Origin of the sequence: Pseudomonas sp. SBB6 (assembly GCF_024213215.1) — a bacterium.
In the GTDB taxonomy this organism is placed as follows: Bacteria; Pseudomonadota; Gammaproteobacteria; order Pseudomonadales; family Pseudomonadaceae; genus Aquipseudomonas; species Aquipseudomonas donghuensis.
The window spans coordinates 288,704-305,046 of sequence record NZ_JANAVH010000004.1; the positions used below are offsets into that span (position 1 = coordinate 288,704).

At 63.9% G+C, this 16,343-nt stretch carries 17 protein-coding genes; 4 read left to right on the forward strand and 13 right to left on the reverse strand.

What is annotated here, in order from left to right; genetic code table 11:
• Nucleotides 1-100 precede the first annotated feature (100 nt).
• From phaZ to gshB, 13 genes are all read right to left on the reverse strand, one after another.
• Complete coding sequence (phaZ, locus tag NLX68_RS10165; RefSeq protein WP_254283881.1) at nucleotides 101-952, reverse strand: poly(3-hydroxyalkanoate) depolymerase; 852 nt, start codon at nucleotides 950-952, stop codon at nucleotides 101-103.
• A 60-nt stretch (nucleotides 953-1,012) separates the two neighbouring features.
• Complete coding sequence (gene phaC / locus NLX68_RS10170; RefSeq protein ID WP_010221486.1) at nucleotides 1,013-2,692, reverse strand: class II poly(R)-hydroxyalkanoic acid synthase; 1,680 nt, start codon at nucleotides 2,690-2,692, stop codon at nucleotides 1,013-1,015.
• A gap of 349 nt (nucleotides 2,693-3,041) precedes the next feature.
• Nucleotides 3,042-3,419: a gamma-butyrobetaine hydroxylase-like domain-containing protein gene (locus NLX68_RS10175; protein ID WP_254283882.1), complete on the reverse strand. Its 378-nt coding sequence runs from the start codon at nucleotides 3,417-3,419 to the stop codon at nucleotides 3,042-3,044.
• Nucleotides 3,420-3,464: 45 nt separating this feature from the next.
• Nucleotides 3,465-4,802 (reverse strand): ATP-dependent protease ATPase subunit HslU, encoded by a 1,338-nt coding sequence (gene hslU, locus NLX68_RS10180; RefSeq protein WP_254283883.1) that lies wholly within the window; start codon nucleotides 4,800-4,802, stop codon nucleotides 3,465-3,467.
• Between the two features lie 77 nt (nucleotides 4,803-4,879).
• The gene (gene hslV / locus NLX68_RS10185; RefSeq protein WP_010221489.1) at nucleotides 4,880-5,410 is read right to left on the reverse strand and encodes an ATP-dependent protease subunit HslV; all 531 of its coding nucleotides are present in this window, start codon (nucleotides 5,408-5,410) and stop codon (nucleotides 4,880-4,882) included.
• Between the two features lie 188 nt (nucleotides 5,411-5,598).
• Nucleotides 5,599-6,870, reverse strand: coding sequence for a dihydroorotase (locus NLX68_RS10190; RefSeq protein ID WP_254283884.1), 1,272 nt, complete (start codon nucleotides 6,868-6,870; stop codon nucleotides 5,599-5,601).
• Nucleotides 6,867-7,871 carry an aspartate carbamoyltransferase catalytic subunit gene (locus NLX68_RS10195; RefSeq protein WP_010221491.1) on the reverse strand — a complete coding sequence of 335 codons (1,005 nt, stop codon included), beginning with the start codon at nucleotides 7,869-7,871 and terminating at the stop codon, nucleotides 6,867-6,869. The genes NLX68_RS10190 and NLX68_RS10195 overlap by 4 nt, the downstream gene beginning before the upstream one ends.
• A gap of 12 nt (nucleotides 7,872-7,883) precedes the next feature.
• On the reverse strand, nucleotides 7,884-8,402 hold the full coding sequence (pyrR, locus tag NLX68_RS10200) for a bifunctional pyr operon transcriptional regulator/uracil phosphoribosyltransferase PyrR (RefSeq protein WP_010221492.1): 519 nt from the start codon (nucleotides 8,400-8,402) through the stop codon (nucleotides 7,884-7,886).
• A gap of 62 nt (nucleotides 8,403-8,464) precedes the next feature.
• Nucleotides 8,465-8,896 (reverse strand): Holliday junction resolvase RuvX, encoded by a 432-nt coding sequence (ruvX, locus tag NLX68_RS10205; RefSeq protein WP_010221493.1) that lies wholly within the window; start codon nucleotides 8,894-8,896, stop codon nucleotides 8,465-8,467.
• Nucleotides 8,896-9,465 (reverse strand): YqgE/AlgH family protein, encoded by a 570-nt coding sequence (locus NLX68_RS10210; RefSeq protein ID WP_254283885.1) that lies wholly within the window; start codon nucleotides 9,463-9,465, stop codon nucleotides 8,896-8,898. Before NLX68_RS10210 ends, ruvX begins: the two co-directional genes overlap by 1 nt.
• Nucleotides 9,466-9,536: 71 nt before the next feature.
• Nucleotides 9,537-10,520, reverse strand: a complete 984-nt coding sequence (locus tag NLX68_RS10215; RefSeq protein WP_254283886.1) for an ankyrin repeat domain-containing protein — start codon at nucleotides 10,518-10,520, stop codon at nucleotides 9,537-9,539.
• A gap of 84 nt (nucleotides 10,521-10,604) precedes the next feature.
• Nucleotides 10,605-11,510: an energy transducer TonB gene (locus NLX68_RS10220; protein WP_010221496.1), complete on the reverse strand. Its 906-nt coding sequence runs from the start codon at nucleotides 11,508-11,510 to the stop codon at nucleotides 10,605-10,607.
• A gap of 109 nt (nucleotides 11,511-11,619) precedes the next feature.
• Nucleotides 11,620-12,573, reverse strand: a complete 954-nt coding sequence (gene gshB, locus NLX68_RS10225; RefSeq protein WP_036995450.1) for a glutathione synthase — start codon at nucleotides 12,571-12,573, stop codon at nucleotides 11,620-11,622.
• Between the two features lie 314 nt (nucleotides 12,574-12,887).
• Here gshB and pilG point away from each other — a divergent pair, with 314 nt between their 5' ends.
• From pilG to NLX68_RS10245, 4 genes are read left to right on the forward strand one after another with little or no spacing between them, the layout of a single operon-like run.
• Nucleotides 12,888-13,298, forward strand: coding sequence for a twitching motility response regulator PilG (gene pilG / locus NLX68_RS10230; protein WP_010221498.1), 411 nt, complete (start codon nucleotides 12,888-12,890; stop codon nucleotides 13,296-13,298).
• 42 nt (nucleotides 13,299-13,340) lie between these two features.
• Nucleotides 13,341-13,706, forward strand: a complete 366-nt coding sequence (gene pilH / locus NLX68_RS10235; protein WP_010221499.1) for a twitching motility response regulator PilH — start codon at nucleotides 13,341-13,343, stop codon at nucleotides 13,704-13,706.
• On the forward strand, nucleotides 13,703-14,257 hold the full coding sequence (locus NLX68_RS10240) for a chemotaxis protein CheW (RefSeq protein ID WP_254283887.1): 555 nt from the start codon (nucleotides 13,703-13,705) through the stop codon (nucleotides 14,255-14,257). Before pilH ends, NLX68_RS10240 begins: the two co-directional genes overlap by 4 nt.
• 15 nt (nucleotides 14,258-14,272) lie before the next feature.
• The gene (locus NLX68_RS10245) at nucleotides 14,273-16,318 is read left to right on the forward strand and encodes a methyl-accepting chemotaxis protein (protein WP_010221501.1); all 2,046 of its coding nucleotides are present in this window, start codon (nucleotides 14,273-14,275) and stop codon (nucleotides 16,316-16,318) included.
• Nucleotides 16,319-16,343: the final 25 nt, after the last annotated feature.

Here is a 16,343-nt window from a genome sequence, read left to right on the forward strand (position 1 = left end):
AGGCCATCAACAAACACATCAATGCAAGAGCGACACCAACCTCACGCCGCGCACCCGGGTTGCCTGGCGTCCTGCCAAGGGCTCGGGTGTGGCAGGCTTCTCAGCTGCTAGGGGCGGGCCGAGGGTGCATGACGGCGCGTTGGCGCTCTTGCTGGAGGAACTTCATGATGATCGGGGCGACGGTCTCGGCCCGGGTGATCAGGAACAAATGGCCGTCGTCGATTATGTGTAGCTGGGCATTGGGAATTCGCCAGGCCAACAGGCGCATGTTGATCAAAGGAATTAGCGGATCGTCGTCGCCAGCCAGCACCAGGGTCGGCTGCTGGATCTTGTGCAGCCAGTGAATGCTGGTCCAGCCGAGCCCGGCAAACAGCTGCCAGTAGTAACCAAGCTTGCCTCCGGAGCGCACCTTGGCCGCGTGCGACAAGGCCAGGTCAGGGTCGCGGCGAAAACTGCCGCCGTAGATCTGTGGCGCGATGCGGATGACATGGGACGGCTGCACGTAGCGCCTGGGGCTGGCCATCAACCACAGCACCTTGGGCTTGCCCGGGACCATCACCGCACCGGCGGCGGTGGCGGCCAGCACCAGCTTCTTGCAGCGCTCGGGGTAGTCATGGGCGAACTGCTGGGCCAGGGCGCCGCCCCAGGACACGCCAATGACATTGACCTGGCCATAGTCGAGGTAGTCGAGCATGCGGGTGGTGAGCTTGGCCAGCCCGGGAAAGCGGTACGGGTGGCGCGGGGTCGATGAACCACCGACGCCCGGCACATCGAAGGCAATCACCTCCAGGTCCGGGTCCAGGGCCTGGATGAAGGGGAATACCAGCTCCAGGTTGGCGCCGATACCATTGAAGATCAGCAAGGGCGTCAAGTGCGGCTTGCCGGGGCGGACGGCGGTGCGGATGGTTTGGCCATCCAGATCGACGGTCCTGAAAATATACGGTTGCGGCATGCGCGAAGCCCTGTGGTGGATAAACGCCGCAGCCTTTTCGAGCTGCGGCGGTGTTCGCTATCAACGCTCGTGAACGTAGGTCCCTGGCGCTGCGGCACCGGCCACATAAGCCTTGTTGCCAAGGTTGGCCGGCGCTTTCTTCAGCTTGCCCGAACGCTCGGCCAGCCAGGTCTGCCAGTACAGCCACCAGGAGTCGGTGTGCTTGGTCGAGTTCTCTTGCCAGTCGAGGGCGCTGGCGGGCATTTCACTGTTGGTCATGTAACGCGCCTTGGGGTTGCCCGGCGGGTTGAGGATGCTCTGGATGTGGCCACTGTTGGACAGCAGGAACTCGACCTTGCCACCGAACAGCTGGGCCGATTTGTAGCACGACTGCCACGGGGTGATGTGATCGGCGGTACCGGCGACGCTGAAGATGTCGGTGGTCACCTGCTTGAGGTCGATCGGTGTGCCGCACACTTCCAGTGCATCGGGGCGCAGCAGTGGATTGTTTTTGAACATTTCGATCAGGTCGCCGTGGAAGGCGGCCGGCAGGCGCGTGGTGTCGTTGTTCCAGAACAGGATGTCGAACACCGGTGGCTCGTTGCCCAGCAGGTAGTTGTTGACCCAGTAGTTCCAGATCAGGTCGTTGGGCCGCATCCAGGCGAACACCTTGGCCATGTCGCGGCCTTCGAGCACGCCGGCCTGGTAGGAGTGGCGCTTGGCGGCTTCGAGGGTCTGCTCGTCGACGAACAGCGCCACCTGGGTGTCGAGGGTGGTGTCGAGCACGCTGACCAGCAGGGTCAGGGCGTTGACCTTTTTCTCGCCCAGCGCCGCGTAGTGGCCCACCAGCGCAGTGCAGGTGATGCCGCCGGAGCAGGCGCCGAGCATGTTCAGGTCTTTGCTGCCGGTGATCGCCAGGACCACGTCGACCGCTTCCTTGAGCGCATCGATGTAGGTCGACAGGCCCCATTCGCGCTGGGACTTGGTCGGGTTGCGCCAACTGACGATGAAGGTCTGCACGTTGGAGCGCAGGCAGAAACGCGCCAGGCTCTTTTCCGGGCTGAGGTCGAAGACGTAGAACTTGTTGATCTGCGGCGGCACCACCAGCAGCGGCTTTTCCAGCACCTGTTCGGTGATCGGCCGGTACTGGATCAGCTCCAGCACGTCGTTGCGAAACACCACCGCGCCTTCGCTGGTGCCCAGATTCTTGCCGACCTCGAAGGCGTCCATGTTCACCTGGCTGGGCATGCCGCCATTGTTGACCATGTCCTTGGCCAGGTTCGACAAGCCGTCGAGCAGGCTCTTGCCGCCGGTTTCGAAGAAGCGCTTGACCGCCGCCGGGTTGGCCGCCGTGTTGGTCGGCGCCATGGCCTCGGTCATCAGGTTGATGACGAAATGGCCGCGGCTGATGTCCTGGTCGGAAAGATTGCTGCTACCGATCCAGTCGTGAAGTTCCTTGCGCCAGGCCAGGTAAGTCTGCAGGTAGCGGCGATACAGCGGGTTCTGGCTCCAGGCCGGGTCGTGAAAACGACGGTCATCGTTCTCCGGCTGCAAGCTCGACTTGCCGAAGATCACATCCTTGAGTTCCATGCCGAAATGCGCGACATGCTTGGCACTGTGCAGTGGTTGGCGAATGGCCTGACGCAGTACCATTCGAGCAGAAGTCAGCAAATCCTTGCGGCGCAAGCCGATCACCGGGTTCAGACCCAGGGTGTTTTCCGAGGCTTGGCGCTGCAGGTCATCGTTATTCTTGTTACTCATCTACGACGCTCCGTTGTCCTGAGACGAGTACCGGTTGACTGTGCGCGTTACACAGACGAACGCCCGGTACTGCTGCTCGGGTGACCAGTGATAACGAACTGTGGTCCTGCGGCCGGATGCAAACGACGATGAGCCCTGCGGGTTTTTTCTGCGTGAGAAGACTGCCTGCTTTCGCTCGCGACCTCTACATACCAGCCCGACCCTGCATTAAATCCGATGCAGGGAACTTGCCAGATCCATTGGTTACCCGACTTTTTGGTATAGCGCAAGACGGCCACTCATTGGCCGTGGTGCAGGCATTCAAGCAAATAGAATTAGAAAATGCGCTCTAAACCCTGGAGGGCGCGAGCTAGAGCATCAGCTTGACGATCGACTCATTGGGGTCGCGGGATTTTCCGGCCTTTGCCAGCTCATCGAGATAGTCGGCCCAGAGGGCCTCCTGGCGCAGGCACAGCTGCTCGAGGTATTCCCAGGTGAACAGGCCGCTGTCATGGCCGTCGTCGAAGGTCAGTTTCAGTGCGTACTGGCCGGCAGGTTCCAGCCCGCTCAGGCCGACGCCGAGCTTGCCGTACTGCAGGATCGGATTGCCGTGGCCCTGGACCTCGGCGGAGGGGGAGTGCACGCGCAGGAATTCGGCGGGCAGGTGGTACACCTCGTCTGGCCCGTAGGTCAGGGTCAGGGTCTTGGAGGCTTTGTGCAGGTTGATGCCGGTGGGGAGTCTGGCCATTTGGTTCAGGGCCGCTAGGCGGCCCTGCCTGTAAGAGAGTTAGGCTTACAGAATATAACGAGAAAGGTCTTCGTTCTGCGCCAATTCGCCCAGGTGGCTGTTGACGTAGTCGGCGTCGATGTGGATCGGCGCTTCGCTGTGGGCGCTGGCCAGGTCGCCGGCGCTGAACGACACCTCTTCGAGCAGGCGCTCGAGCAGGGTGTGCAGGCGACGGGCACCGATGTTCTCGGTCTTCTCGTTGACCTGCCAGGCGATCTCGGCCAGGCGCTTGATGCCGTCGGCGGCGAACTCGATGTTCAGGCCTTCGGTTTTCAGCAGCTCACGGTACTGCTCGGTGAGCGAGGCGTGCGGTTCGCTGAGGATGCGCTCGAAGTCTTCCGGGCTCAGGGCCTTGAGCTCGACGCGGATCGGCAGACGGCCTTGCAGCTCGGGCACCAGGTCGCTTGGCTTGCTCAGGTGGAAGGCACCGGAGGCGATGAACAAGATATGGTCGGTCTTGACCATGCCCAGCTTGGTGTTCACCGTGCAGCCTTCGATCAGCGGCAGCAGGTCGCGCTGGACACCTTCGCGCGAGACATCGGCACCGCCGACGTTGCCGCGCTTGGCGACCTTGTCGATCTCGTCGATGAACACGATACCGTGCTGTTCGACCGCTTCCAGGGCCTTGGCCTTGAGTTCGTCTTCGTTGACCAGGCGCCCGGCTTCTTCGTCACGTACCAGCTTGAGCGCTTCCTTGACCTTGAGCTTGCGGCTCTTGCGTTTGCCCTTGCCCATATTGGCGAACAGGTTCTGCAACTGGTTGGTCATTTCTTCCATGCCCGGTGGCGCAGAAATATCGACACCGACGGCCTCGGCCACTTCGATCTCGATTTCCTTGTCGTCCAGCTGGCCTTCGCGCAGGCGCTTGCGGAACAGCTGGCGGGTGTTGGAATCCTGGCTGGTGACCTGGTCTTCGTTGAAGCCGGTGCGTGCCGGTGGCAGCAGGGCATCAAGGATGCGCTCCTCGGCAGCGTCTTCGGCGCGATGACCGACGCGGATGATTTCCTGCTCGCGGAGCATCTTGATCGCCGCATCGGCCAGGTCGCGGATGATCGACTCGACGTCACGGCCGACATAGCCGACCTCGGTGAACTTGGTCGCTTCGACCTTGATGAACGGTGCATTGGCCAGTTTGGCCAGGCGCCGGGCGATTTCGGTCTTGCCGACGCCGGTCGGGCCGATCATCAGGATGTTCTTCGGCGTCACCTCAACGCGCAGCTCGGCCGGCAGTTGCATGCGCCGCCAGCGGTTGCGCAAGGCGATGGCGACGGCGCGCTTGGCGTCGTCCTGGCCGATGATGTGGCGGTTGAGTTCGTGAACGATCTCGCGGGGGGTCATGGACATGGTAATGATGGTCCTTGGGCTCGATAAGTCAGCGTGGAAAAGCCCGGCCACCGGGGTCGGGCGCCAGAACAGCTGAATTACTCGGCCAGGTCCTGCTCCTCGATGGTCAGGTGATGGTTGGTGAACACACAGATGTCACCGGCGATGTTCAGCGCGGTCTCGGCGATTTCGCGGGCCGAGAGGTCGGTCTTCTGCAGCAGGGCGCGGGCGGCGGCCTGGGCGTAGGCGCCACCGGAGCCCATGGCAATCAGGCCGTCTTCGGGCTCGACCACGTCACCGTTGCCGGTAATGATCAAGGAGGCGTCCTTGTTGGCCACGGCCAGCATGGCTTCCAGGCGGCTCAGGGAGCGGTCGGTACGCCATTCCTTGGCCAGCTCCACGGCGGCACGGACCAGATGGCCCTGGTGTTTTTCCAGTTGCCCTTCGAAGCGTTCGAACAGGGTGAAAGCGTCGGCGGTGGCACCGGCGAAACCGGCGATGACCTGGCCGTGGTACAGGCGGCGGACTTTCTTGGCGTTGCCTTTCATCACGGTGTTGCCGAGGGAAACCTGGCCGTCGCCGCCCATGACGACTTTGCCGTGGCGGCGAACTGAAACGATGGTGGTCAAGGGAGAGTCTCCACGCAGCGGGGCGAAAATGCCTGATGCAGACTCATATGGGGGTGGTGGGAAGGATTTCAACCTTGCAGGATGAGCGGTAATCCTTCGGGGCCCTATCGCCGGCAAGGATCGGTGCATGCAGGACCTGTGGGAGCCGGCCCTGCCGGCGATGGGGCCGCACAGCGGCCCCTTAAACATCAGGCCTCGTGGCTGATATGCCCATCGACCAAGGTATAACGCACCGCTCCCGGCAGGCAGTGGCCGATGAACGGGCAGTTGTCGCCCTTGGAGCGCCACTGCTCGCCAGCGACGGTCGAGGCCTTGGCATCGAACAGCACCAGGTCGGCCGCACTGCCAACCTTCAGCTCGCCCGCTGGCAGGCGCAGCGCCGCGGCAGGGCCCGCAGACAAACGCTGCAACAAAGTTGGCAGGTCGAGCAGGCCGTCCTCCACCAGGGTCATGGCCAGCGGCAACAACAGTTCGACGCTGCTGATGCCCGGTTCGGTCGCCCCGAACGGCGCCAGCTTGGCATCACGCTCATGGGGCTGGTGATGGCTGGAGATCGCCTGGATCACCCCGGACTTCACTGCCTCGCGCAGGCCGTCGCGGTCGGCGCGGGTGCGCAGCGGCGGTTGCACGTGGTAGAGGCTTGAGAAGTCGCGCAGCGCTTCGTCGGTGAGGATCAACTGGTACAGGGCAACGTCGGCGGTGACCGGCAGCCCCAGTGCCTGGGCCTGGGCGATCAGCCGCGCGCCGCGGGCGCTGGTCAGCTGGCTGAAGTGGGCGCGCACGCCGGTTTGTTCGACCAGCAGCAGGTTGCGCGCCAGGGCCACGGTTTCGGCGGTTTCCGGGATGCCCGGCAAGCCGAGGAAGCTGGCCATGGCGCCTTCGTGGGCCAGGCCGCCCTGGGCCAGGTCACGGTCCTGGGAGTGAAAGATCACTGTCAGGTCGAAGGTCGCGGCGTATTCCAGGGCGCGGGCCAGGGTGCGGTTGTTGGCAAAGGCATTGAGGCCGTTGCCGAAGGCCACGCAACCGGCGTCGCGCAGGGCAATCAGCTCTGCAAGCTGCTCGCCTTCCAGGCCTTTGCTCAGGGCGCCGATCGGATAGACCTTGCTGTGCCCGGCTTCGCGGGCGCGGTCGAGGATCAGTTCGGCCACTGCCGAGGTGTCCAGCACAGGCTTGGTCTGCGGTGGGCAGCACAGGCTGGTGACGCCGCCGGCAGCGGCGGCGCGGGTTTCGCTGGCGATGCTGCCTTTGCGGCTGTAACCGGGCTCGCGCAGGGCGACATTGAGGTCGACCAGGCCGGGTGCGGCCACCAGGCCCTGGGCGTCGATGCTGCGCGCGGGCTTGAAGCCTGCCGGGGCGGCGCCGATAGCGATGATCTTGCCGGCATCGATGTGCAGGTCGGTGGTCTGGTCCAGGCCACTCAGCGGGTCGATGACCCGGGCGCCGAGAATACTGAGGGTCACTGGGCGTTCTCCTGCTCGAATTGACGTTGTGCGGTCTGCCCGCTCATGGCCATGGACAGCACCGCCATGCGCACCGCGATGCCGTAGGTGACCTGGTTGAGAATCACCGAGTGAGCGCCGTCGGCCACGGCCGATTCGATCTCCACGCCGCGGTTGATCGGGCCCGGGTGCATGACGATGGCATCCGGTTTGGCTCCGGCCAGGCGCGCGGTGGTCAGGCCGAACAGGCGGTAGAATTCGCCTTCGCTGGGTAGCAGGCCGCCGGCCATGCGCTCACGCTGCAGGCGCAGCATGATCACCACGTCGACGTCCTTGAGGCCTTGTTCGAGGTCGGTATAGACCTTGACGCCATACTGCTCGATACCGATCGGCAGCAGGGTTTTCGGGCCGATCACGCGGATATCCGGGCAGCCCAGGGTTTTCAGTGCGAGCATGTTCGAGCGCGCCACCCGCGAGTGCAGGATGTCGCCGACGATTGCCACCGAGAGGTTCTCGAAGCCGCCCTTGTGCCGACGAATGGTGAGCATGTCGAGCATGCCCTGGGTCGGGTGGGCGTGGCGGCCGTCGCCGCCGTTGATGATCGCCACCTCCGGGCACACATGCTCGGCGATAAAGTGCGCGGCGCCGGAGTCGGCATGGCGCACGACGAACATGTCGGCCGCCATGGCTTCGAGGTTGCGCAGGGTGTCGAACAGGGTTTCGCCCTTGCTGGTCGAGGAGGTCGACACGTTCAGGGTGATGACGTCCGCCGACAGCCGCTGGGCGGCCAGTTCGAAGGTGGTACGGGTGCGGGTGGAGTTCTCGAAGAACACGTTGCAGACGGTCTTGCCGCGTAGCAGCGGGACCTTCTTCACGGCCCGGGCGCCGACTTCGAGGAACGAGTCGGCGGTGTCGAGGATTTCGGTCAGCAGTTCGCGGGGCAAACCGTCGAGCGAGAGGAAGTGGCGCAGCTGGCCCTGATCATTGAGCTGCAGCGGGCGCTTGGCGTCGATTGGCGTCATCGCGGGGGACTCTTAAAGGGCGGATGCGGAGGCGAGGTCCTGGCGCTCGAGGGCGAGCGGTGCGGGTCCGGTCAATTTTACCCGTTCATGGGCGGCCAGCGACAGGGTGGCGCCGACCACATTCGGCCGGATCGGCAATTCACCGGCATCCAGGTCGAGCAGGCAGACCAGGGTCACGCTGGCCGGGCGGCCATAGTCGAACAGTTCGTTGAGGGCTGCGCGGATGGTGCGTCCGCTCATCAGTACGTCGTCGATCAACACCAGGTGCTGGCCTTCGATCTCGAACGGCAGGTCGGACGGGCGCACCTGCGGGTGCAGGCCGTTCTGGCTGAAATCGTCGCGGTAGAAGGAAACGTCAAGTGTGCCCAGGGCGGCATCGCTGCCCAGTTCTTCAAGCAGTGCCTGGGCGACCCAGACACCACCGGTGCGGATGCCGATGAAGCGCGGCTCGGCAATGGCGCGCCGGGCCAGATGGGCGCGAAGGTCAACGGCCATCTGCCGGATCAGTTCGGCGGGATTGGGTAGGCTCATGCTTGCTCCTCAAGGGGCCGGGGAGCGGTACGCTGGCCCGGCTTGAATGCGATGATCGGGTCTCAGGCCCCGGTATTGGCCTCCAGCCAGCCCTGCAGCAGCAAGGCGGCGGCAATGGCGTCCACCGGGTTGTCGCGATAGCTGCCACGCTGGCCGCCACGGGCCATGCGTTCGCCCTTGGCCTCGAAGGTGGTCAGGCGCTCGTCGTGGGTGTGCACTGGCAGGTTGAAGCGGCCATTGAGGCGGCGGGCGAACTTTTCCGCGCGCTCGCTCATCTCGCTGGGGGTGCCATCCATGTTCAATGGCAGGCCGACCACCAGGGCGTCGGGTTTCCATTCCTTGATCAGTTTTTCCACCTGGGCCCAGTCCGGTGTGCCGTTCTGCGCCTTGAGGGTACACAGCTCGCGGGCCTGGCCGGTGATGACCTGGCCGACCGCGACGCCGATCTGGCGGCTGCCGTAGTCAAAGCCCAGCAGCAAGCGTACTTCGGCCATCAGGCGTGCCCCGCCTGGCTGGTCAGCAGGCTGAGGTTGATCCCAAGGCTTGCGGCGGCCGCTGCAAGACGCTGCTCGCAGGCCATGCCGAAGATGATCTCGGGGTCGAACGGGCAGTTCAGCCAGGCGTTGTCGGCCAGCTCCGCTTCCAGTTGCCCGGCTTCCCAGCCGGCATAGCCGAGGGCGATCAGGCTCCGCTTGGGGCCAAGGCCGTCAGCGATGGCGAACAGCACGTCCTGGGAGGTGGTCAGTGACAGGCCGTCGAGCTCGACGGTGGCCTGGAAGGTGCGCTCGCTGCTATGCAGGACGAAGCCGCGGTCGGTTTGTACCGGGCCGCCCATGTAGATCGGGACGTGAGTGCAACTGGCCGGCGGATCGACCTCCGGGCGCAGTTGTTCGAGGATGTCGGCCAGGTTGAGGTCCTGCGGTCGATTGACCACCAGCCCCATCGCCCCATTGGCGTTGTGCTCGACAATGTAGGTCAAGGTCTGCGCGAAGTTCGGGTCGGCCATGTGTGGCATGGCGATCAGGAACTGGTGCTTGAGGTAATCCGGGCTGAGGTTCTTCATGGTTGATAGTGTGGCGGTGAGCGGCCACGCTGACAAGGTGCTGGCGTCACCTTGTCAGCTTTACTGCGGGGTTACTTGAACAGCTTGACCACTTCTTCGGTATACAGGGTTGGCGACTCTTCAGCGGCCGACAGCACGTACTCCTGGACGGTCTTCTGCTTGGCCTGCGGGTACTTGGCCAGGTAGCTCTCCGGGAACGCCGGGGCCTTCAGGCTGGAGCCGGCCTTGATCAGTGCGGCGACGCAGTCCGGGTTGTCCGAGCGGGCGGCTTCTTCCAGCGGCGTACCGACCGGGAAGGTGCCGTGCTGCTCGTGGTAGGCATCGATCGAGCTGCCTTTTTTCAGCAGCAGGGCGATGCGCTGGGCGGCTTGCGGGTCGGGCTGGCCGTTCATTTCAAAGGCGCGTTCGCAAACATGGTGCAGCGGCGTCGAGCCGGTCAGGGTTACTTGGTGCGGATTGGCGCCGGCAGCGACCAGCAGCTTGATCACCTCCAGGTTTGAAGCACCCGGTCCGGTCAATGGGGTAAAGCCGTTCGGCCGGACGGCCTTGGCATCGGCGCCGGAATCCAGCAGCAGCTTGATCAGTTCGGGTGAGCCCTTGCGTGCTGCGGTGTTCAGCGGCGTGGCGGAATCGCCCTGGGCTAATACGTTGACGTTGGCGCCGGCCTTGATCAGGCCCTTGACCATGCGCAGGTCAGCCTCGGAGGCCTTCGACTGTTCGGCCTGGTTGAGGACGAACAGCAGCAGGGTTTCGCCGTTTTCCTGGATTGGCGTGTTGACGTCACCGATCTTTGGCAGGAACAGCTCGAACGGCGCGACGATCTTGTAGGAGGCTGCCAGGAACATCGGCTGGCCTTTCGGGTCGGCACCCTGGTCGAGCAGGGCCTGGATCTTGGCCAGGCGCGCCGGGGTTTCGTCGTACTTGTACTCGCCAACTTCGTTGTACAGCTTCTGCGACAGCTCGGCGGCGTCGGCGAAGGCGGCAGCAGGCAGGGCGCAGGCGGCCAGGGCCAGGCCGAGGGCAGCGGTTTTGCGGGCGAAATTGATGCGCGACATCAAAAGAGTCCTTTCTTGAGGGGGATATACGGGCGCGCATATTCGCAGAGTGGCTACTGTTTTGCCATCAGGTGGAGCCTTAGATCAGTTGCTTTGCAGCCGGTCGCCGCGGGCAAAACGCCAGGTGCGGATGATCTCCAGCCGGTCGATATCGGCCAGGTCGCCGGTGAACGGCGCGAATGGTGCGGCCAGGCGCACGATGCGCTGGGCAGCCTGGTCGAGCAGGGGCTGGCCGGAGGACTCGAGCACCAGCACCTCATACAGCGAGCCGTCGCGGTTGATCGACACCATCAGCCGCAGGCTGCCGTAGATCTGCTGGCGCCGGGCTTCGTCGGGATAGTTGAGGTTGCCGATGCGCTCGACCTTCTTGCGCCACTCATCCTTGTACCAGGCACCCTTGTCGCGCATGGTCGAGGCGGCGTTGAGGCGATGAATGCGCGGACGCTTGGCGTACAGCTGTTGCTCGTTGGAGAGCTCGGCTTCGAGGCTGGCGATCTGGCTGGACAGCTGCGAGCTGTCGAAATCCGGGGTCGCGGCCTTGGGTTTGGGCTGCGGCTTGGCTTCCTTGGGCCGGGTTTCGACTTTTTCCGGCTTCGGTGCCTTGGTCGCGACCACGGCTTTGGGCGGCGTCGGTTGCGGCTGCACTTCGGGCTTGGCGGCTGGAGGTGGGGTGACCTTGTTGATCTTGCTGTCCTGGAAGGGCGCCACTTCGGTGGTTTTCGGCAGCGCTTTCTTGTCCAGGGTGCCGCTGCCTTGCTGGTTGTCCTGGGCCAGGTAGTCAGCCTTCTGCGGCGCTTTCTCGCTCTTGAAGGTGGCCAGGGTGATTTCCATGGTCCGGCGGATTTCTTCGGGCTTGGCGAAGGTGAAACCGACGCCGAGGATCAGCACCAGGTGCAGCAGCGCCGCCAGGAACAAGGTAAAACCCAGGCGATCCACCGGGCGTACGCGGGGTGGAGAGAAGTCGGCAGGGATGTCAGCAGGAAGCGTCATCAGGTATCCAGCAGCTGCAAAACCCGGGAAAAACCGGCAGAGCAGGTGCCCAGGTCATAAAAACGACCGGCATGATACCCCACTCTGCGCGGTTGCTCCGCGTCGGCTGTCAGCGCGCCTTGAGCTTGCGATCAATGGCATCCATCAACTGCACGCCGATCTTGGTGCCGAAGGCATTGTCGATCTCGCGGATGCAGGTCGGGCTGGTGACGTTGATTTCGGTCAGGTGCTCGCCGATCACGTCCAGGCCGACGAACAGCAGGCCCTTCTCGCGCAGGGTCGGGCCGACCTGTTCGGCGATCCAGCGGTCGCGGTCGGTCAGTGGGCGGGCTTCGCCACGGCCACCGGCGGCGAGGTTGCCACGGGTTTCGCCAGAGGCGGGGATGCGCGCCAGGCAATAAGGCACCGGCTCGCCGTCGATCATCAGGATGCGCTTGTCGCCGTCCTTGATGGCCGGCAGATAGCCTTGCGCCATGATTTGCTGGGTGCCGTTGCCGGTCAGGGTTTCGAGGATCACCGAAAGGTTCGGATCGCCCGGGCGATGGCGGAAGATCGAGGTGCCGCCCATGCCGTCCAGCGGCTTGAGGATGGTGTCGCCCTGCTGGTTGACGAATTCACGCAGGATGTCGGCGCGGCGGCTGACCAGGGTCGGCGGCGTGCACTGCGGGAACAGCGTGGCGAATAGTTTTTCGTTGCAGTCGCGCAGGCTCTGCGGGCGGTTGACCACCAGCACGCCGGCGGCTTCGGCCTGTTCCAGCAGGTAGGTGCTGTAGACGAACTCCATGTCGAACGGCGGATCCTTGCGCATCAGGATCACGTCCAGCTCGCTCAGGGCGCAGTCTTGCTCGGCGTCGAGCTCGAACCAGTGCTCCGGGTCGGCGAAGACTTTCAGCGGGCGCATGCGCGCGCGGGCTTGGCCGGCACCCTGGTAGAGGTCCTGCTGCTCCATGTAGAACAGCGACCAGCCGCGCTCCTGGGCGGCCAGCAACATGGCCAGCGAGCTGTCCTTTTTATAGGAAATGCGCGCAATGGGGTCCATGACAATCCCGAGGCGAACGCTCATGGGCTAAATCCTCTCAGCGGCAATGGGCCGCATTGGCTCGAATGAAAAGTGGCGTCAGGGTGGCGCTCGCGGCGCTGGCGGTCAAGGGAAAAACGCATCCTGGCCGGTGCTGCGGCGGGCGTCGGCGCGGGCCGATGGAATGCACCCCCCAGAGTGTGCTAAAAAGGCCTGGCACGTGGCCTGCGAGGCCGTCTCCAGCTGCAAGCCACAAGCCATAAGCCACAAGAAAAAGCACGCCGCGTTCACCCTGCTTTTTCTTGCCGCTAGAAACTTGTAGCTTGCCGCTCATAGCGAGCAGCGATGGTAGAGCAATTATGGAACAGCCCGGCGCGGCATTGAAGGTGATGGTGATCGACGACTCCAAGACGATTCGCCGCACCGCCCAGATATTGCTCAGCGAAGCAGGATGTGAGGTCATCACGGCCATCGACGGTTTCGATGCCCTGGCCAAGATCATCGACCACCAGCCGCAGATCATTTTCGTCGACGTGCTGATGCCGCGTCTGGACGGTTACCAGACCTGCGCCCTGATCAAGCAGAACAGTACCTTCAAGGACACGCCGGTGATTTTGCTGTCGTCTCGCGATGGTCTGTTTGACAAGGCCCGCGGCCGTGTCGTCGGTTCTGATCAATTTTTGACCAAACCTTTCAGCAAGGAAGAACTGCTGGACGCAATCAAGGCCCATGTGCCGGGATTCGCCGCAGAAGAACAACACGCACCCTGACGCTGCGCCGCCGCAGGCGTCTATTCCTTCATGGGGAACAGCATGGCCCGAGTTCTGATCGTCGACGACTCGCCGACCGAAATGTACAAACTGACCGGTATGCTCGAAAAACACGGGCATCAGGTGCTCAAGGCCGAAAACGGCGCCGACGGCGTGGCCCTGGCCCGCCAGGAACAGCCCGACGCGGTGCTGATGGATATCGTCATGCCCGGGGTCAACGGCTTCCAGGCCACCCGCCAGTTGAGCAAGACCCCTGAGACCGCGCACATTCCGGTGATCATCGTTACCACCAAGGACCAGGAAACCGACAAGGTCTGGGGCCAGCGTCAGGGCGCCAGGGACTACCTGACCAAGCCGGTGGACGAAGACACCCTGATCAAGAAGCTCAACGCCGTGCTCAAAGGTTGACCAGCCGGCCCATGGGCGAGTCGCTGACGGCTTTCGAGCTGCTGCTGGACATCGACCGGCGTTGCCGGCTGCTGGCCGCCGACCTGCCGTTGCAGGAAACCCGCCTGCAGAGCTGGAGCGGCATCGGCTTTCGCATCGCCGAGCAGTGGTTCGTCGCGCCCATGGGCGAAGTCGCCGAGGTCCTGCACGAGCCGCGTCTGAGCCGCATTCCCGGGGTCAAGCCGTGGGTCAGCGGGGTGGCTAACCTGCGCGGCCGCTTGTTGCCGGTGATGGACCTCTGCGGTTTTTTCGGCCTCGGCCTGTCGGCCCCACGCAAGCAGCGACGGGTGCTGGTACTCGACCATGACGAGTTGTTTACCGGGTTGCTGGTCGATGAGGTGCTGGGTTTGCAGCATTTTCCGCTGCACAACCTCGACCTGTCGCCGCCAACTCCGTTATTGAGCGCTGCCGCGCCCTTCGTTCAGGGGCATTTTCAGCGTGAGCGCAGTTGGGCGATCTTCAGCCCCTTCGCCCTGGCCCAGGCGCCGGGTTTCCTCGACGTCGCGTTGTAAAGGAATGCCACCTCCGTGACTACCACCAAGACGGCTCCATCGCCCCAGGGTTCCCGCAGCAGTGCGCAGATAGCGGCGTTGTTCGTGGTGCTGATCCTGTCGATCATCCTGCTGTTCGCCAACTTCGCCTACCTCAACACCCAGGCCAATTACGACAAGCAGTACATCGGCCATGCCGGCGAGCTGCGCGTGCTGTCCCAGCGCATTGCCAAGAACGCCACTGAAGCGGCGGCCGGCAAGGCCGTGGCCTTTCGCCTGCTGAGCGAGGCGCGCAATGATTTCGAACAGCGCTGGGGCTACCTGAAAAAGGGCGATAGCAGTACCGGCCTGCCTGCCGCGCCGCCGGCGGTGCGCAAGGAAATGGACGCGGTGCTGCGCGACTGGGAAAACCTGCGCAAGAACACCGACGCGATTCTTGCCAGTGAACAGACCGTGCTGTCGCTGCACCAGGTCGCCGCGACCCTGGCCGAAACCGTGCCGCAATTGCAGGTGGAATACGAAAAGGTCGTGGAAATCCTGCTGCAAAGCGGCGCCCCGGCCAGTCAGGTCGCGGTGGCCCAGCGCCAGTCGCTGCTGGCAGAGCGCATTCTCGGCTCGGTCAACACCGTTCTGGCCGGGGATGACACTGCGGTTCAGGCCGCCGATGCCTTCGGCCGCGATGCCAGCCGTTTCGGCCAGGTGCTCGAAGCCATGCTCGGCGGCAACGAGGCGATCCAGGTTACCCGCGTGCAAGACCCCGATGCCCGCGCGCGGCTGGCCGAGATCGCCGAACTGTTCCAGTTCGTCGCGGGCTCGGTCGACGAAATCCTTGAGACCTCGCCTGAACTGTTCCGTGTCCGTGAGGCCGCCGGGAGTATCTTCGGCCTGTCGCAAACCCTGCTCGATGAAGCCTCGCGACTGGCCACCGGCTTCGAAAACCTGGCCGGCGGGCGTACTCTGGATACCGTCGGCGGCTATGTGCTGGGCTTGCTGGCGCTGGCTTCGATCATCCTCATCGGTCTGGTGATGGTACGTACCACTCACCGCCAGCTGCGCGAAACCGCCGAGAAGAACGAACGCAACCAGCAGGCGATCATGCGTCTGCTCGACGAAATCGAAGACCTCGCCGATGGCGATTTGACCGTGACGGTCTCGGTCACCGAGGACTTCACCGGCGCCATCGCCGATTCGATCAATTACTCCATCGACCAACTGCGCGACCTAGTGGCGACCATCAACCTCAGCGCCGAGGAGGTGGCCGCCGCCGTGCAGGACACCCAGAACACCGCGCGCCAGCTGGCCAAGGCCTCCGAACACCAGGCCCAGCAGATCAGCGATGCCTCGGTGGCGGTGGGCGACATGGCCGAGTCCATCGACCGGGTGTCCACCCACGCCTACGAGTCGGCGAAAGTGGCCGAGCGTTCGGTCGCCATCGCCAACAAGGGCAACGAGGTGGTGCACAACACCATCAACGGCATGGACAACATCCGCGAACAGATCCAGGACACCGCCAAGCGGATCAAGCGCCTGGGCGAGTCGTCCCAGGAGATTGGCGATATCGTCAGCCTGATCGACGACATTGCTGACCAAACCAACATCCTCGCCCTCAACGCGGCGATCCAGGCCTCGCTGGCCGGTGAAGCCGGGCGCGGCTTTGCCGTGGTTGCCGATGAAGTACAACGCCTGGCCGAGCGCTCATCGTCGGCCACGCGCCAGATCGAAGCGCTGGTGCGGACCATCCAGGCCGACACCAACGAGGCGGTGATCTCCATGGAGCAGACCACCGCCGAGGTGGTACGCGGCGCACGCCTGGCCCAGGATGCCGGGGTGGCCCTGGCGGAAATCGAAGGCGTGTCCCAGACCCTCGCCGACCTGATTCACAGCATCTCCGATGCCGCCCAGCTGCAGACCTCTTCGGCCGGGCAGATCTCGCATACCATGTCGGTAATCCAGCAGATCACCTCGCAAACCTCGGCTGGCTCTACCGCCACCGCCGAAAGCATTGGCAACCTGGCTCGCATGGCCAGTGAAATGCGCCGCTCGGTGTCCGGCTTTACCTTGCCGCCGACGCCGCCGCGTTGAGGGCCTCATGGTGATGGGAGCAGTT

Coding starts and splice junctions, on each gene's coding strand:
- phaZ (WP_254283881.1), bottom strand. CDS start 952: ATGCCGCAACCGTATATTTTCAGGACCGTCGATCTGGATGGCCAAACC.
- phaC (WP_010221486.1), bottom strand. CDS start 2,692: ATGAGTAACAAGAATAACGATGACCTGCAGCGCCAAGCCTCGGAAAAC.
- NLX68_RS10175 (WP_254283882.1), bottom strand. CDS start 3,419: ATGGCCAGACTCCCCACCGGCATCAACCTGCACAAAGCCTCCAAGACC.
- hslU (WP_254283883.1), bottom strand. CDS start 4,802: ATGTCCATGACCCCCCGCGAGATCGTTCACGAACTCAACCGCCACATC.
- NLX68_RS10195 (WP_010221491.1), bottom strand. CDS start 7,871: ATGACGCCAATCGACGCCAAGCGCCCGCTGCAGCTCAATGATCAGGGC.
- pyrR (WP_010221492.1), bottom strand. CDS start 8,402: ATGAGCCTACCCAATCCCGCCGAACTGATCCGGCAGATGGCCGTTGAC.
- ruvX (WP_010221493.1), bottom strand. CDS start 8,896: ATGGCCGAAGTACGCTTGCTGCTGGGCTTTGACTACGGCAGCCGCCAG.
- NLX68_RS10210 (WP_254283885.1), bottom strand. CDS start 9,465: ATGAAGAACCTCAGCCCGGATTACCTCAAGCACCAGTTCCTGATCGCC.
- NLX68_RS10215 (WP_254283886.1), bottom strand. CDS start 10,520: ATGTCGCGCATCAATTTCGCCCGCAAAACCGCTGCCCTCGGCCTGGCC.
- NLX68_RS10220 (WP_010221496.1), bottom strand. CDS start 11,510: ATGACGCTTCCTGCTGACATCCCTGCCGACTTCTCTCCACCCCGCGTA.
- gshB (WP_036995450.1), bottom strand. CDS start 12,573: ATGAGCGTTCGCCTCGGGATTGTCATGGACCCCATTGCGCGCATTTCC.
- pilG (WP_010221498.1), top strand. CDS start 12,888: ATGGAACAGCCCGGCGCGGCATTGAAGGTGATGGTGATCGACGACTCC.
- pilH (WP_010221499.1), top strand. CDS start 13,341: ATGGCCCGAGTTCTGATCGTCGACGACTCGCCGACCGAAATGTACAAA.